At 62.7% G+C, this 15,134-nt stretch carries 21 protein-coding genes; 5 read left to right on the top strand and 16 right to left on the bottom strand.

Annotated elements, in window-relative coordinates; translation table 11 throughout:
• The first annotated feature begins 58 nt into the window (after positions 1-58).
• A complete protein-coding gene (locus HLH34_RS00105) occupies positions 59-1,000 on the top strand; it encodes a major royal jelly family protein (RefSeq protein WP_264784195.1) in 942 nt (313 codons plus the stop codon).
• Between the two features lie 111 nt (positions 1,001-1,111).
• Here HLH34_RS00105 and HLH34_RS00100 read toward each other — a convergent pair whose 3' ends face one another.
• The 5 genes from HLH34_RS00100 to HLH34_RS00085 form a co-directional block, all read right to left on the bottom strand.
• On the bottom strand, positions 1,112-1,453 hold the full coding sequence (locus tag HLH34_RS00100) for a type II toxin-antitoxin system RelE/ParE family toxin (protein WP_183117577.1): 342 nt from the start codon (positions 1,451-1,453) through the stop codon (positions 1,112-1,114).
• On the bottom strand, positions 1,450-1,596 hold the full coding sequence (locus HLH34_RS00095; protein ID WP_244959524.1) for a hypothetical protein: 147 nt from the start codon (positions 1,594-1,596) through the stop codon (positions 1,450-1,452). The genes HLH34_RS00100 and HLH34_RS00095 overlap by 4 nt, the downstream gene beginning before the upstream one ends.
• A 33-nt stretch (positions 1,597-1,629) precedes the next feature.
• Entirely contained in the window at positions 1,630-1,977 is a 348-nt protein-coding gene (locus tag HLH34_RS00090; protein ID WP_183117576.1) for a DUF3363 domain-containing protein, read from the bottom strand.
• A 98-nt stretch (positions 1,978-2,075) separates the two neighbouring features.
• Positions 2,076-2,300 carry a GDCCVxC domain-containing (seleno)protein gene (locus HLH34_RS19560; protein WP_275690656.1) on the bottom strand — a complete coding sequence of 75 codons (225 nt, stop codon included), beginning with the start codon at positions 2,298-2,300 and terminating at the stop codon, positions 2,076-2,078.
• On the bottom strand, positions 2,297-2,722 hold the full coding sequence (locus HLH34_RS00085) for a mercuric transporter MerT family protein (RefSeq protein ID WP_220791975.1): 426 nt from the start codon (positions 2,720-2,722) through the stop codon (positions 2,297-2,299). Before HLH34_RS00085 ends, HLH34_RS19560 begins: the two co-directional genes overlap by 4 nt.
• 76 nt (positions 2,723-2,798) lie before the next feature.
• Between HLH34_RS00085 and HLH34_RS00080 the strand changes: the two genes are divergently transcribed.
• Complete coding sequence (locus HLH34_RS00080) at positions 2,799-3,203, top strand: MerR family transcriptional regulator (protein WP_183117575.1); 405 nt, start codon at positions 2,799-2,801, stop codon at positions 3,201-3,203.
• A gap of 21 nt (positions 3,204-3,224) precedes the next feature.
• Here the strand turns inward: HLH34_RS00080 and HLH34_RS00075 are convergent, their stop codons facing one another.
• The 3 genes from HLH34_RS00075 to HLH34_RS00065 all read right to left on the bottom strand — a co-directional run bounded on the left by HLH34_RS00075 (position 3,225) and on the right by HLH34_RS00065 (position 5,650).
• Positions 3,225-4,442 carry an IucA/IucC family protein gene (locus HLH34_RS00075; protein WP_183117574.1) on the bottom strand — a complete coding sequence of 406 codons (1,218 nt, stop codon included), beginning with the start codon at positions 4,440-4,442 and terminating at the stop codon, positions 3,225-3,227.
• A gap of 50 nt (positions 4,443-4,492) precedes the next feature.
• On the bottom strand, positions 4,493-5,347 hold the full coding sequence (locus HLH34_RS00070; RefSeq protein WP_220791974.1) for a DUF1259 domain-containing protein: 855 nt from the start codon (positions 5,345-5,347) through the stop codon (positions 4,493-4,495).
• A gap of 171 nt (positions 5,348-5,518) precedes the next feature.
• Positions 5,519-5,650, bottom strand: coding sequence for a chromate resistance protein ChrB domain-containing protein (locus tag HLH34_RS00065; protein ID WP_183117572.1), 132 nt, complete (start codon positions 5,648-5,650; stop codon positions 5,519-5,521).
• A 294-nt stretch (positions 5,651-5,944) separates the two neighbouring features.
• On the opposite strand from HLH34_RS00065, the gene HLH34_RS00060 reads away from it, so the two are divergent.
• Both HLH34_RS00060 and HLH34_RS00055 read left to right on the top strand, forming a co-directional pair.
• The gene (locus HLH34_RS00060; RefSeq protein WP_183117571.1) at positions 5,945-7,057 is read left to right on the top strand and encodes a hypothetical protein; all 1,113 of its coding nucleotides are present in this window, start codon (positions 5,945-5,947) and stop codon (positions 7,055-7,057) included.
• A gap of 5 nt (positions 7,058-7,062) precedes the next feature.
• The gene (locus HLH34_RS00055) at positions 7,063-8,217 is read left to right on the top strand and encodes a hypothetical protein (RefSeq protein WP_183117570.1); all 1,155 of its coding nucleotides are present in this window, start codon (positions 7,063-7,065) and stop codon (positions 8,215-8,217) included.
• On the opposite strand, the gene HLH34_RS00050 is transcribed toward HLH34_RS00055, so the two are convergent.
• The 5 genes from HLH34_RS00050 to HLH34_RS00030 all read right to left on the bottom strand — a co-directional run bounded on the left by HLH34_RS00050 (position 8,170) and on the right by HLH34_RS00030 (position 10,835).
• Entirely contained in the window at positions 8,170-8,457 is a 288-nt protein-coding gene (locus HLH34_RS00050; protein ID WP_183117569.1) for a hypothetical protein, read from the bottom strand. The genes HLH34_RS00055 and HLH34_RS00050 overlap by 48 nt on opposite strands.
• A 36-nt stretch (positions 8,458-8,493) precedes the next feature.
• Positions 8,494-8,796 carry a hypothetical protein gene (locus HLH34_RS00045; protein WP_183117568.1) on the bottom strand — a complete coding sequence of 101 codons (303 nt, stop codon included), beginning with the start codon at positions 8,794-8,796 and terminating at the stop codon, positions 8,494-8,496.
• A gap of 184 nt (positions 8,797-8,980) precedes the next feature.
• Positions 8,981-9,250 (bottom strand): HU family DNA-binding protein, encoded by a 270-nt coding sequence (locus tag HLH34_RS00040; protein WP_183117567.1) that lies wholly within the window; start codon positions 9,248-9,250, stop codon positions 8,981-8,983.
• 273 nt (positions 9,251-9,523) lie between these two features.
• Positions 9,524-9,997 carry a MucR family transcriptional regulator gene (locus HLH34_RS00035; RefSeq protein ID WP_183117566.1) on the bottom strand — a complete coding sequence of 158 codons (474 nt, stop codon included), beginning with the start codon at positions 9,995-9,997 and terminating at the stop codon, positions 9,524-9,526.
• A 613-nt stretch (positions 9,998-10,610) separates the two neighbouring features.
• A complete protein-coding gene (locus HLH34_RS00030; protein ID WP_183117565.1) occupies positions 10,611-10,835 on the bottom strand; it encodes a hypothetical protein in 225 nt (74 codons plus the stop codon).
• 1,048 nt (positions 10,836-11,883) lie between these two features.
• On the opposite strand from HLH34_RS00030, the gene HLH34_RS00025 reads away from it, so the two are divergent.
• Entirely contained in the window at positions 11,884-12,150 is a 267-nt protein-coding gene (locus HLH34_RS00025) for a hypothetical protein (protein ID WP_183117564.1), read from the top strand.
• A gap of 393 nt (positions 12,151-12,543) precedes the next feature.
• Here HLH34_RS00025 and HLH34_RS00015 read toward each other — a convergent pair whose 3' ends face one another.
• The 3 genes from HLH34_RS00015 to HLH34_RS00005 all read right to left on the bottom strand — a co-directional run bounded on the left by HLH34_RS00015 (position 12,544) and on the right by HLH34_RS00005 (position 14,987).
• Entirely contained in the window at positions 12,544-13,692 is a 1,149-nt protein-coding gene (locus tag HLH34_RS00015; RefSeq protein WP_244959523.1) for a ParA family protein, read from the bottom strand.
• Between the two features lie 116 nt (positions 13,693-13,808).
• Positions 13,809-14,512 (bottom strand): IS5 family transposase gene (locus HLH34_RS00010; RefSeq protein ID WP_183117562.1). Its coding sequence is split into 2 segments (ribosomal slippage): positions 13,809-14,176 and positions 14,176-14,512, totalling 705 coding nucleotides; the frame shifts between segments, so codons are not numbered across the junction.
• A gap of 115 nt (positions 14,513-14,627) precedes the next feature.
• Positions 14,628-14,987 carry a hypothetical protein gene (locus HLH34_RS00005; protein ID WP_183117561.1) on the bottom strand — a complete coding sequence of 120 codons (360 nt, stop codon included), beginning with the start codon at positions 14,985-14,987 and terminating at the stop codon, positions 14,628-14,630.
• Between the last annotated feature and the right edge of the window lie 147 nt (positions 14,988-15,134).

The raw sequence follows: 15,134 nt of genomic DNA, 5'->3' as shown, positions 1-15,134 counted from the left end.
GGCTGACGGGCACATCTTCGTCGCAGGTCCCCGCTGGCTCGGGTTCGGAGGACCCGCGGTGGGCGAACTGGATGCGCGAGGGGAGATCCGTCCTTTTCCGGACGCGGCCTGGAACGGGTGGAAGCCGGGACGCGATGCGGCGCGACGCTTCGTCAGCGTCAACGCCCTGCATCTGGATCCGGAGGGAAAGATCTGGATCGTCGACACAGGCACACCCGCTTTCGGAGCACCGCCCGTCAGGGGTGGCGCCAAGCTCATCCGGATCGATCCGACGACGGGAGAGGTGTTGCGGTGTCTTCCGCTCGGGCCTGACATCGCGCCGGCGGGCAGCTATATCGACGATATCCGTTTCAACCGCCGCCACGCCTATCTCAGCGATGCCGGACGCGGCGCGCTCCTCGTGCTGGACCTCGGAACAGGGCAGTTCCGCCGTGTGCTGGCCGGTGTTCCCGCGACGATGGCACAGGCCGCCAGGCCGATCGTTGTCGACGGGCGGATTCTCCAAAATGGCGCAGGAGCCCCCCTTCTGGTCAATGCGGATCCGCTGGAAGTCAGCCCCGACGGAAAATGGCTCTATTTCGGTCCCCTGGAAGGCCCGTGGTCGAAGCTGCCGACCGACCTGCTCGACAATCCCGCGACCTCGCCCGAACAGCTTGCGGCCGCCGTCCGCCCATGGGCGGATCTGCCCGCCATCGGCGGAAGCGCCATGGATAAAGAGGGAAACCTCTATTTCACGGTCCTGAACGATGACAGCCTCTATCGGCGCGATGCATCCGGGACAATCGTGCGCATGCTTTCCGATCCCCGCCTGCACTGGGCGGACGCGCCGTTCCTCGCCCAGGATGGCCGCCTGTGGCTTCCGGTTGCCCAGCTCGACCGCGTCGCGCGATTTCACGACGGCCAATCACATATCCGATTACCCTTCCTGCTGTTCTCCGTCAGCACGGAGGCGCCTCGTGCCACCGATGCCGCCGGGGCCAAGACAGTCTCAGTGCCGTAAGGGCCGTGATCAGGGCCAGCATCGCCTCGATCCTACAGTAATCGTAGCATCCATCAGTGCGTCCTGACCGAGAGGAACCCATAGCCGGGAACATGACGATCGGACGCGCGGTCACTGTTCCGGTGCCCCCTCCTCGTCCGTGGCCATCCAGGTTGGGATGTCGCGGCGGGCATGCAGCACGCGCCAGACGTCGATGTGATCCGCGCGCGGCAGATAGAACACGATGAAGGGATATCCATTCACCCGGTACGCCCGGAGTTCGGGCAGGTCCAGTTCATAGGCGTAGCGCAGCGATCCGGCATGGGGATACAGACCGATGAACCCATAGGCATCCTGCAGCGCCTGGATGAAGCCGAACGCCACCTCCTCATCGCCTTCGGCCGCGTAGTCATCGACGGCCTGTTCGACGTCACGCTCGGCCTGTTGACGCGGGACGATCGGGCGCGCCGTCATCCCTTCCGCGCGCCGCGCACCCGTTCGCGCAGCCGCTCGAAATATCCGGCATCCGCCGGCACTGTGGCAGGAGACGCGGCCCCCTCGATCAGCAAAGCCCGCAGGCGCTGCCGATCCTGGTCCTTGCGGATCAATTCGCGCATACGCCGCGTTGGCAAAAATTGGCAAGGTTTTCTCTACAGCCCGAGCCCCCGCTGCCGGCCCAGTTGCCAGTCCATCGTGCCGGCCCGCATGATGCTGGAAATCTCCTGCCCGATCCGCCTGTCGATCACCGGCTTCCACGGCACCAGCACGAATTCCTGCGCGTTCTCGACCAGCGCGTAGGTGCCGCTCGCCAGCCGCACCTTCTCGCGAAGGGTGCCACGCATGGTCTCGCCGTCCGCCAGCGCCCGGAACGACGTGCCACGCGCCGCCGCCATCTCGCTTCCGACCCGCTCCAATTCCCGCCGCTCCAGACTGGCGAGCAGGCCCTTGCGGTAGCGGATGTCTCCATCCGGACCATGCCAGGCGTCCCGCATGACCATGTTGTATCGCTCGACGGACCGCTGCTGTCGTTGTGGCGCTCCCGTGAAAAGGCGAAGGGCGACGACGCCATTACTCCGTCGCCGCTGCCGCCCCAGGTCTATGTCAGACCATCTCCGCAGCATGCCAGTCGCCCATGTTCCTGAACCGGCGGGCAGGGTACGTCGCCATAGGAGCAGAAGACGCAGCAATCCCCCCGCTTCGGTTTCAACAGTACGCCACAATGCGGGCAATCGTAAAAGAACTGGCAGGCATCGGTCGGCATGGTTTCGAGCGATTGTTGGCCACATGCGGGACAGGTCAGGAGCGAGGCGGGCCGAATCATCTTACAGACAGGCTCCTGAACAGGACGGGTTCCAAGTGCGGCCATGCCAGCGCCGCCAGCACGACGAGCGCGCTGGCAAAGGATAGCACCTGGGTAGCCCCAATGCGTCGCCTGACAGCCCCGCTTTCCGCACGCGCACAACAGACCTTGGCCTTCCGCCGATTGAGCGCCCAGGCGCTGACCAACGCCGCTACCGCCACGGCAATCAATGGCACGCGCCATGGCGCAAGTCTCGACAAAGCACTGAAAACCCCCGCGCCGGCGCCCAAAGAAGCGAAGGCGAGCGGAATGAGGCAGCAGGACGACGCGATCAGCGCACCCACACCGGCTGCCATACCGCCCGCGACACACAGGATTCCACCTCTTTCCATGCCAATGTCGCTACGTGATGCTCGTTGAGGCAGGTCCGCCGTCTCGGCCATGATCGTCACTTTCCCATTGCGTCGAGCCTCATGCTACACCCCGTAGTGGCTACGGACTCAAGAGCAGGAAGGACGCATGGCGGCCATCACGATCGGCAAGCTGGCATCGCAAACCGGCGTTCATCTGGAGACGGTGCGCTACTATGAGCGCATCGGTCTCATTCCCGCGCCGCGAAGGGCGCGTAATGGCTATCGCCATTATCGCTCCGAGGATGTCAGGCGCCTGTCATTCGTCCGGCGCGCGCGGGATCTTGGTTTCGATATCGAGGAAATCAGGACGCTACTCGCCCTGGCAGAGCCCGGCCAATCCTCCTGCGACGAGGTCAGAAAACTCGCCATGGCTCATCTGGGCGACATCCAGAGCAAGATCTCCGACCTGCAACGGCTCGCATCCCTCTTGACCGCCAGCATCGAACAATGTCGTGGCTCGGAGGTCCCAGCTTGCCCAGTGCTCGATATGCTGGGTGCCTCTGCGGCGTGATGCCCTATTCCCTTTTATACGCTACCGCCATTCCGGCACCTGCCGCAGATCCTCAATCATGAACTCACGACCGGTCGGCAGGTCTTTCGAGAAATAGAACACCGTATCCCTCGGAAAGAAATGCTGCGCTTCGGGAAAGAATTGGTGGAAGGCAGCCCGCGCGTGCCGTCGAATGGCCTCTTCTTCCACATCATAAAAACGTCGCAACAGGTCGAGCAGATAGTCGAAGAAGTTATGACCGATGAAGCGGTCGTAGACGATGCTGTAATATTGTTCCATCGACTGGCCGGCGTCCGGAACCAGGCCCACTCCGGGAAACGGCAGGCCGAGATCGCAGCGGCGCCGGGTTTCCGTATCGATCCAGATATCGAAATCGCGATGCACGATCCGCCTTGGCCTGAAGGCCCGGTCGATTTCAAGCAGCGTATTCTGGGCGTGGGATTCCAGCAGCAGGCCGCGGCGCGCGCCCCAGCACCAGAACGCGATGACGGGAATGATGATCTCGTTGATCACGAACGCCGCCGGGTCGACGCGCAGCCGCGCGATCATCTGCACCAGCAGCGGCGGATCATCCGGGGCGTGGATGTCCCGCCCATAGAGCGCAAAGCACGGAATCAGAAAGCGGTCGGCGATGACCGGCCGAGGAATGGCTTCCCGCACCAGGAAACCCCAGGCCTTCTCGTCGGTGCCGAAAGCGAAACCCAGCGTATCGGGCAGATAGGCAAACCGCTCCGACTGCACCTGCGCCATCTCCGCTGTGATGGCGACGCTGTTCTGGATGTTACGCCGCAGCAACCCGCGGTTGAAGCGGGAGATCCGCACCGGATAATGGAGCTTGAGACAATGCGGCGCTATCTCCGGACCGACTGTCAGGACGGTGCGCGTCGACGCCGTGGGCGCAACCCGGATCGGCGCGCCGCGCGGCAGGGCACGGAGTTCCCCGAGATGCGCAATCCCGTTCATGGCCCAGGTCGCGGGATGGATCGCAAACCGAATGCCTTCCGGCCGCAGATAGTGCTCGGCCAGACGTCCGGCAGGAGCAGCCTGGAACACGGAGACTCGCTCCCGGGGCACCGTGACGGTGACGAGATTGAACGATGCCAGTCCGGTTTCCGGCTGGTAGGCAGGCGCTGCCTCTGTTCGTGCCGCCAGTGGACTATACGTCTTCGTGCCCAGGCCGACATAGCGCTCCATAGAGAGCAGCGACTGACGATCCTGGATGACGGCGTCGAGTTTCATGAACACGCCTCACGGAGGGAATGGCGCGCGATACCGGCGGTTATGCTCCCTTACCCTTTCTTGAGATTCATCTGGTCGAGCGCCGCCTTCAGCCCCTGCGCCAGCCGGTCCGCGTCGTCATTCGCCCAGAAATGCATAAAGAACAGCCGGGGCTGATCATTCAGCATGTGATTATGCAGCGCCGTGACCGCGATCCCATGGTCCCGCAGCGTGCGGAGCACCGGATTGACCTCGGACGCGATCAACACGAAGTCGCCTGCGATCGCGGCCTTGCCACCGCCTGTCGGCTGGAAATTGATCGCGATGCCCGTTCCCATGGCGACCGGCAGCGCCGTCGTGTCGCTCGTCAGTGTTTCGGCCCGCGGGATGGTGAACTGATAGACCTCGCCACTGGCCTTGCCGGTCCGCCCGAGAATTCGATCCAGCATCGCGGTGTCGAGATCGAGCGGCTTCGGGGGGACCGCATTCGCGGCAGCACCCAGCGGCGTGCTGGTCAGCAGCAACGCCGCGTGCAGGGTCTGGGCCAGTTTCACCGGATCGCCGTGCCCGTCAATGTGCATGTACATCGTCATCGGTTCGGCACGTAGCAAATGGTTGTGCAGGGCGGTGATCTCGAAACCGCCCTCGGCCAGGCGCTTCATGACCGGCTCGATCTCATCCTGGGTCAGCACCAGATCGCCCATCACCATGGCGTCTTTGCCCATCGGCAGAAAGGCGACCCACGATCCGAGCGCCAGCGCCGGCTTGATCGCCACACCAGCGAGCGTGACCTTGAGGTCGGAGCGCGGCAGGGCCACGCGATAGACGCCGCCGGGCAATTCCGTGCCGGCTTTACCGAGGGTTTCGCCTACGGCGGTCCAGGGACCGGGCGCGGCAGCGGCTGGGGCGGCCCACAGCATCGCCATGAGCGCCGTGCCCGTCAGAAATCGTTTCCGCATTTTTCGTCTCCTTGGTCAGTGGCTGCGCTGACCGGGCTCACCAGCTTGCTCTCAGCCCAGGGCAGAAGGGCGTCGAAGCCGCATCGCTCTCCGACATGCCCGAATTTGCCCCCCGAACGCCGAAGGGGATCGCAGCGGTCACCTCGGCGACAGGCCGCGCTGCTCCGGCGGGACGAACAGGAACGCCGCCTTCCGCTCGACGAACCACGTGATGAGCCAAGGATAGGCAATCCGGTCAATCACTGGTCGTTCGCGCGTAACCCAGTTCATGTGGTCCTTCCCTGGGCGGAGGCTGCATCATGTTTCTGCAACACTAGAACCGAAAAATGATACAGTTGTTGAGGTCAATTCAACTATATATCGAATTTTAACGGCATTATTGGATTTTATGGCCTAATATGGTCATAAATTCCAAAAGCCGACCTTCCGCCCCCCTATCCGGACGTGTATGAGGCGAATATTTCGACGCAGCCTGCAGTCTCATTATCTAAAAACATTCCATAAATAAGAAACAGCCTAACATATTGATATTTATTATATTATCCGTCTCGTTATCTAAAAAATATGACAGCCCTGCAGTGGACGCCCGGTCTGCAGGAACTGGCGGCCGCGTGCCGCAGCGGAACGCTATACGGGCGGCCGGAGGCGCCCGCCGAACAGGCCGAGCGCAGGGCGCGGTTTTCCCGGCTCGCCGCCCATCTGGCAGTACGCAACCAGATGATGTGGCTCGGACCGCCGGGTGTCGACGAGGAAACTCAAACTGCGGCGCTGTTCGGGTTGCTGGCCACGGCGCTGAGCACCGTGACGTTGCTGGCGCGCGGCGATGGCGGCGTCGGCGGGCAGGGCCGGGAGCCTGGCTGCTATTGGGCGCACCAGCGCAAGCGCGCCGATGAGCCTCGGACCGGAGGCGATTTCGGCGTCATCTGTGACCTGGGCGACGGTGACGTGAAACTCACCCTGTTCCAGGCCAAACGACCGTGGGAGGGCGACGAGTTCGAGGATCTCCGGATGGACCACCAAGTGCATTCCTCCAAGCCGGACACGCCACCCGCCGACACGCCGGCGTCGGAGCAAAAGCAGGCATTGGATCTGGTCGTGCAAAGCCTGGCAGCCGGGGATGGGTTGGACGACGCCGTTGAGCAGCTCATCGAGCACAGCCTATGGCAAGCCGCGCTCTGCACCGGGCCTGAGTCGCTGTTTGTCCCCGCTTATTCCTACCGGCAAAGCACGGCCCTGCTGGCAGCGGCATTGCACGGTTGGAATAGCGACTGCGGCCGAGCGGGATGGTGCTTCTACGTGCAGTGGCCGTACGGCGAGGCGCGTGAGCCCTGGGCGATTTCAGCCGTCGCGGCGCTGGGTCCGCGGGGAGGGAGAGGCGCAATGATGCGCGGCGTCCGTTTTGTCGACGTGTTGGCCCATGCGCTGTCACCCGTATGCCAGGACATCGGCTGGATCTTGCCGCGACGGGATGTCGCAGTCTGGGCGCCGATCATCTCCGGGCTGATGCCGGGGCTAGTGTGGGGTGGCTCGGCGGAGACCGCAGAGGGAGCGGCGGCTTTGGTCCGGGAGCTTGCGGGGCCACAGGCGGATATCAGACAGATCCCGCAGGGGCCAGCCGTGGCCGCCCCGGCGCCAGCACCCACCCCGGGTGTCCGCCCCGGCACGACGGGGCCATAGACGGCATGGCGCTCTGGCGCGACAGACGAGGTGATCTTGCTCCGCCCGGCTGGGGCGCGGCGCTGAGCGGCGCCGCCCTCGCCTTCGGCCGGCTCGACCAGGCGCTGCACGGCCATCCGCTGCTGCCGGCGGCGCTGCACCGGCTGCGGCTTGACGCGGTGCGCCGCCAGGCGACGGTCGACGGCCACGCGATCGATCCCTGGCATCTGGCGGCGGTGCTCGAGCACCTGCCGCTGCGCCTCGGCGACGCGGATCGCGGCGGGGTGTTCGAGGCGGCGCGCTACGCCCTGGGGCAATATCGCTGGCTGGTCGAGCCGGATGTCGACCAGGAGGGCGAGATCCAGGACGCGGAAGCGTTTTTGCGGGCGCACGATGCCGGCGCCGGGCCGCTGCTGGGCGCCGGCGCCGGGCTGCATCGCTGGCTCGAGGCCGGGCACGCCCGGCCGCCGATGCGCACCGCCCTGATCCGCCACTTCCGCCGCAGCATGTTGCACACGCCCCTGCCGTTCACCGGCGCGGCCGCGCTGGCGGCGGAGACGCCATGGGGATATGCCGAATGGCTGCCGTGCTTTCTCGACGCGCTGGGCGCCGAGGCGCGCGACGGGCTGCGTCAGCTCGGCCTGCTCGAGCACGCCTGGCGCCAGGCCCGCACCCATGTGGCCGGCCGGCGCCGGCACTCCCGCGCCGCAGCGGCGCTCGACCGCATCGCCGCCGCACCGCTGATCTCGGCCACTACGCTGGCCGGGCAGTTGCAGATGGCGCCGAAGAATGCACTGGCGCTACTCGATCAGTTTGTCGAGCGCGGCATCGTCGTCGAGGTGACCCATCGCAGCGCGCGCCGGCTGTTCGGGCTGAAGGGCCTGGCGCCGCTGGCCGAAGAGGTTGCCCTGCCGCGCCGGGCGCGGCGCGGCAGTGGTCGGGTCCGTTCGCCGGAGCTGGATGAGCCGTTGGTCGACGCCGCGCCGACGCCGGTGGCCCTCTCCCCGCTGGCGCGCTGGCAGCCGGATTATGCGGATCTCGAGGCCGCGATGGCGGCGGCGGACCAGGTGGTGCGCAACGCGGGCAGCCGTCTCGAGGCCCTGGGCCTCGCGGGGCCTGGAGGGCGCGGCGGGTCAGCGCGATCGCGCCAGCAGGAAGACGACACCGACGACCGCGAGTGACGCCGCACCGAGCAGAAACGGGGCATGGCGATACCAGATCTGCCGGCCGGCAAAGCGAAGCGGATCGGCGATCGCGCGCTGCAGTTCATCGCGAAGGGCGCGGTCGCGCAGCTGGATGGTCCGGTGATCCAGGCGCAGGGCGGCAAGTTCGCGATGCTGCTCGTCGAAGGCTGCGTCGAGCGAGAGCACGGACAGATTTTCCGGCAAATGGTCCCAGGGGATCAGCTGGCCGGCGGACATCTCGTTGGCGACGCCTGCGGCCCTGGTCTCGTCCGTCTAGCGGAAGGTGATGCCGAACTGTTCGTAGGGCCGGCTGCGCCGGATCGTATTTTCACCGCGCGCCTGGTGCGCGAGCAGGGTGATCGGGTTCACCGAGGCGTCAGGCCATTGCCGTGCCCAGGCCACAACGAGGTTCATCAGATAAGAGCCGATGCGGTTGCCCTCCAGCTCCTCCAGGTCGAGAAAGACCGCACCACGTCTGGGGTTGTGCGAGGTCAGGCTGATACGGGCGCGGTCGTCCCACTGCCGTGCGTAGCATGCCAGGAACCGCCGGGTCGGCTGCGGCTGGCGGGCCGGCAAGGCGCCGATAGGTGATCGTCAGCCTGGCCCATACGATCGCACCGGCCTCGTCACGGGCACGGCTCTCCTCCTGATTGATCAGGATCCGGGCGAGCGGCGGTGCGTCTGGCGCGAGGCGCGGGCGGACCACCAGGACCAGAGGCGGGCTGGGGATTGTTGGCCCGCTCCCGGTCCCAGGCATCAATCAGACTGCCTTCTTGAGCAGCGGGCTGGCCTTGAAGCGGACGGTTCTGCCGGCCTCGACCGAGACGGGCTCGCCGGTGCGGGGGTTGAGGGCCTGGCGCGCGCTGGTCTCGCGCACTGTGAAGGTGCCGAAGGACGGCAGGGTGAAGCTGCCCTCGTACTGCAGCTCGGCGACGATCGCGCCGACAAGGGCTTCAGCGCCTCTGGCTGCCGCGACGCCGGTGCAATCGAGGGAATCCTGCAGGACGGCGGCAATAAATGCTTTGCTCATGGCTCGATCCGGAATGTGAAGATGATGGTCGGCAGCCAGGGGCTGCTGGACCCTCGTAAAGGCCGAGTTAATTAAAACAAGCTCTTCTGTTGGATGGGCCGGTGGAGATGTGTGCCGAGCGTGGCGCCGGTGGGCAATCGGTGGGCAACGTCCCGTTGTCCACCGATTGCCCACGGGCAGAGCGCGGTCCGCAGGACGGTGCACATATCCACAGGCGTCGGGTAGGGCGAGACGTCAGGACTTGCACCAGTGACCAACGCTGCGCCCCGTTCGTCAACTCTTCCGGGGGCGGCCGCGCCTGGCTGCGGGGAGCTTGGTGACTTCGATCCCGTCGATCCTCTCCGGTACGGTGGCTGACGCGGCGGCGGATTTGCGGCCAAGTCCGAGTTGCTTCGCGATTGCCGAGCGGCGCTGCGAATGGTTGGGGGCGACCATCGGGTAGTCGTCAGGCAAGCCCCAGCGGGCTCGGTACTGCTCTGGCGTAAGGTTGTAGGTACTGCGCAAGTGGCGCCGGAGCGTCTTGAATTGCAGGCCGTCTTCGAGACAGACGATGTAGTCGGGGAAGACTGATTTTCTCGGCGGAACCGCCGGCGTGAGCGGCAGCGGCGCCTCCACGGTCTTTCCGAGGGTGGCCAGGGTGTCGAAGATCGATGCCAGGAGGCTGGGCAGCGCCACGGCGGGCGTATTGGTGTGGGCAACATAGGCGGAAACGATCCGGGCGGTCAGACGCCGTAACTGCGTGTTCAACGATGATCCTCATTTCTCTTTGACTGGAGCCATGACTATTCGGCCCTGTCCAGCGCAGCGTAACTCGTCGGGGCGATACACCGTTCTGTCGTCCGGTCTCCCGCCGGTATATCTCTTTTTCTTCCTTTCAGCTCGTAATGGATGAAGAAAACAATTATTGCTGGGGGGTGATCCGAACTTCATACACTCCATGATAGGCGACGGGGGCGTTCCCACCTCGGTTGCCCCTTAAGACTAACGTGCCGTCATCGATCGCAAAGGTAACGGGAAACCGATCACATTCGATCTTATACGAACGGGGGATTGGCGCTTGGTTGACGGCTTCTCTGGGTGTGCCGGGGACGTCTGGCAGAGAGACCTCGGGACCTCGGATGTAAGTGTCGGACAATGCCGTTACTGTACCCGAGAAGTGATCTTCAATGTCGTTAATTGTGTAAGAAATGTTTGCCTCAAATTGGTCGCCGGGAATTCCTTTTTCCCGAAGCGTTGTTAAAAATGAAATATAAGCAGCGCGGCTCGATTGGGTGGACAATACTTTTCCCCTTTCTGAATCGTTTAGAGGCGATTGAAGCCAATATCGCTCAAGTCGTGGTTTCGGCCCCGCGGTCCGACTTCAATGGAAATCGGGACCAGACGTCCAGCCGACCGATCGGTCAAGGCGCTGCTCCTGATCACTACGGGCGTCTTTCAGGAACGACATTCCGGTGCGGGTTGGCACAAGGACCACGCTATGCCCGTGAGCGTCACCGACCTTAAACTGGAAGGGACTCCCGCTCTTACCATGATCGCCGGTGGCGAGATCGCCCCATGGGCGTTGGGTCGTCTGATTGTCAGCCATGCGAGTTCTCCTTCCGAATTGCGATCATCATAGCCTCGCATAGAGCCTCGATCTCCGGGCGCCCATTTGTCCCAGCGAACCGCATGATGGCTAACAGAAGACCGTAACGCACATGCGACGGGACTGCATCTGAGTAGCCGAAAACAGCGAGCGCCTGATCCAAAGCTTGTCGAGTGGTCATCTGCTTGTCAGTGCCCATACACGGCATCGAGTGGCTCACGAGTCGAGAAACCCAAAATGTATAAGCATGAAAAGAGCAATAGAAGCGATCGCAAGACGTCCGAAGAACGCCCACGCTCCCCATGCATTTTCATCGTTCGTATCGTTGTCAGGCACTGCCTTTCTCCTTTCCTTGGCGTCGTTGAGCGGCACGCCGGCCGCCGAGATGATTGTGGAGCGTAGCGATGGACACGCCCGCCCTGGTGGCGATTTCCTGGGACGTGATTTCGTTAGTCGGCAGAACCCACAGCGGCCGTGCAATGGCCAACGCGCGCTGTCGGCGCGCTGCCGCCGCTTCCGACGCCCGCTGGGTGCCGATCGCGCGCCCCTCAGCCGTCTGGGCGTTACGTCGGCCCGTGTCCCATGCAGACGCAGCATCACGAATAAGCGCAAGCGGTGCGCCGGGTGGCACTTCCAGTTCTTCCGCCAGGGCGTGAACGGTTGCTCCACGCTCTGCCGCAGCCATTAAGACAGCTATCAGGTCAGGGCCACCATTCAGTGCCAACGCCCGGATCGTAGCAACGCCGATCACGTCGTTACCAGCTTTCCGGCTCGTCGGGCGTAGCATAGCGGCACGTTCGCTCAGGGCCGATACGCGGCGTCCCCGCTTATCCGCCGCTGTCATTGTGTCGTGATAGATATTGGCCCCGTATCCGGCATCAGTCAGCACTTGAAGCTGACGCGCAACCGGCCAGCCAGCTACCCCCTCCCGCACGTACCCTCGCCGATGTATCAATTATAAATCCTGTTGTGCATTCTAGGTATTGCGTGTTTAGAACAGGCTTTATATAAAAGCAAGAGAAAGCGGCCAATCGTCCGGAGACAGACCATGCGCCGCCCTGATGCGATCTGGGAAACCGACTATGCCGCAGATCGGCGGAAGCACCGCCATCGCTGCGTTTGCTGCAACCGGATCGTGCAGCCGGGTGAGCGCGTGGTAATGTGCCGCATCAACAACGGCACCAAGGCCGCCCATGTCGCCTGTGCTGACCGCCGGCACGTCCCAGACGCACCCGAGACGACACGCGACATCATGCGTCTGTGGGGGTTGGAACACCAAAAAGCGTGCGGCTGGTCCGTGCCCGAACTCGCCTGACAACCAAATCCCGGGTCACATGCGCGCACTCACAATCAAGGTCCGTATAACGGTTGAGAACGGTCCATCTATCCGCGTCAGGGCTCCGACCCGGGTGAAGTGGTGGACCGTTCAACCGATTGCAAAAACGGGAGCTACATATGCGTATTTTGTTGGCCGCTTCGGTGGCGTGCGTCCTTATCGCCGCCACGGCCCGAGCGGCAACCGCCGAAAGCTATTCGACAGCGGCCGGCACACCGTTCGGTATCAAAAAGTTTGATATCGCCTACTCCAAATCGTCCCCGTGATACTGTGCGCTGGTGGTTTCAGCCCACGCCATCGTGATCTCATCAGGTCTCACAAATCCACAAATCATAACCTACTGAAGTCACGAAAATAATCGTCACTCGAACACTAAGGGGCGATACGGTCCACCACGCTGTCGATAGCCTGTAGACCCACGTTCAACTGGCTCCTGTTCACCTTCACGTCCGGATCGTTGTGAACGGAGTAGTAGTCCTGACGCATTTTAGACAAGGGCGTGCCATGGTGAGCGGCGACCACGCCAGCGGTATTGAAGTCACGGAGTTCGCCGACGTACGTTTTAAGGAATTCTTCGCGGATCGTCGGAGGGGTTGGGCGCGGCGCAAAACGAGCCGGATTCGCCGTGTACTCAGACCAAAGCTGGTCAGCCGTCGCTTCAGAGAAAGCCTCAAACGCAGCAGCCGCTCCCTTGAACTGAGTGAAGCGATTGCCGATAGCTAGGTGGACCTGTGGGATGGCCATCTTACGCGTTCCAGCTTTTGCGGCGAAGGTGTAGTTGCCGAAAAACGGATGTGGCGGCGTCGTCCCGTGAAGTAGTGCAAAAAGAGCCTTAACTGCCACACGGGAGGAGTCGTCTGCATTGACCGGAACTAGAAGGCGCGAAGATCCGCAAATAGCAAGTTCCGTGTAGATTGCAAACGAAGGGTTTGTGTCGAAAAACACAGTCCAATTGTCACCGTCTAGTGCATCCACCATCCGCTTGAAGATGAGATGAACCCACTCCCATGGGTCAGCTAAGCCGGGAAATGGGGTCCGATTAGCCTCGTCATTGATGGCAGGAGCCATCAACTCCAGATTGCCGTCTCCACTAAGAAGATACAAGTTGTGCGACACCTTATCATTGAGCGTCGCAACCTGGATTGAGTAGCTACCGATGTCGGGCGTGGTGCGGTTTAGAATGGCATCACTAATATAGCCGACGACACTTTTGGGCTTGGCGAACGAGCATAGTTTGAGAAGCTCAGCTTCACCTTTGACGCCTCCGCCAAGCAACAACATCGAGCTGTTAGCTTGAGGGCACATGTCGACGACCAACACTTTACGCTCCGGGTGCTTCTCAGCGAAGCGAGAAGCAATGTGGAAAGTAATGGTACTCTTTCCAGTACCACCCTTGTTGTTCCAGATCGAATACGCTTCCAAGTTATATCCTCTTTTTTGGTCGGCCACAGCGGCAGAACCCGCGAGCGTGGATGATGTATCATATAGAAACGAAGCTGATGCCGACAACTGGCTAAACAACGGCTTCCTGGTGGGGTGGATGCCCCCTTGGGTGGCACCACAACGGTTCCGGTCAGGCATCACACGATGCCAATCGAAGGGGGCAGACGAGACCCGCACTCCGCTAGGCTCAGGACTCATAACCAGAACAAGACGGTTGCGGCGAGGCAGATGACTGAGAAGAAGACGGTCGGGCACCTGTCGTAGCGGGTCGCAACGCGGCGCTTGTCGTATTTGACGGCCTTGTTCCGGGATTTTCGGCCCGGGATGCAGGGCTTGATACCCTTTCCCTGCAAGGCGTCCCTGAACCAGTCGGCATCATAGCCCCGGTCGGCGAGCAGCCATTGGGCCTTCGGCAGCTCATCGAGCAAAGCGGCGGCACCGATATAATCACTGACCTGGCCTGCGGTCATGAAGAGGCTCAAAGGGCGGCCGTTTGTATCGGTGATGGCGTGAAGCTTGGTGTTCATACCGCCTTTCGTGCGGCCGATCAGGCGGCCCGCATCCCCTTTTTTACCCGCAGGCTCGAAGCCGTACGGTGTGCCTTGAGATACGTCGCGTCGATCATCACCGTCTTGCGCTCGGAAGCCTCGGGCACAGCCAGACCTTCCATCATCCGCAGGAAGGCGCCCTTGTCACCCCACCGCTTCCAGCGATTGTAGAGCGTCTTGTGCGGCCCATAGTCTTTCGGCGCATCCCGCCAACGCAGCCCATTACGATTGACGAAGATAATTCCGCTCAGCACCCGACGATCATCTAGCCGGCGCTTGCCGTGGCTCTTCGGAAAATACGGCCCAAGCCGCGCCATCTGCTCATCCGTCAGCCAGAATAAATCACTCATCCTTCGGGGCTCCTTCATGGGAGCCTGAATCACGCCAGCCCTACAAAATCAATAGGTCCTGAGCCTAGAGGCTGGAGTATGATTCGTCTGGCGGTCGTCTGCTTGGCGGCCATCGTTATCCCCACTCCAGTCTGGCGCGCGCACCTTGATGGCCTGCCGGAGTCCAGGTCGCAATAATTGAGTCGAGCACGCCAAAATGATAGGCGAGCGCGAACAAGGCTATGCCGACGACCATGCCGGTGATCCACGTTCCCATTGTGAGGCTGTCCTCCCCGGTCGTGTCGTTATCACCCTCGTCTTCGTCCGCCACGCGCCGTGCGAGTCCGCGCTTCGCGGCCACGTCCGGCGGGATATCGAGGGCTAGGCTCTCTAGCGCCACATCGATCGCCTGGCACGTCCCCACCAGCTCGCGCTTGAGCCGTCTCAGCTCGTCGGCGGACAGATGGCCAGGTGCGGTCGTCTGATTGTCAGGCATCAGATTACCGAGGCAGCCGTAAAGCCTGGTCGTTCAGAGACCTGTGCGCGGGTAGTGGATTGCCTGCGGGAGGTGGATTTTCAGGGCTGCCGCTCCTTTACTTTTGGGCCTGGTGATGCGTGGGCATTGAAGATGCCCACGTCCGTT

The sequence above is a fragment of the Gluconacetobacter azotocaptans genome (assembly GCF_014174355.1).
Lineage (GTDB): Bacteria > Pseudomonadota > Alphaproteobacteria > Acetobacterales > Acetobacteraceae > Gluconacetobacter > Gluconacetobacter azotocaptans.
This window is presented reverse-complemented; position numbering and strand designations above follow the sequence as displayed.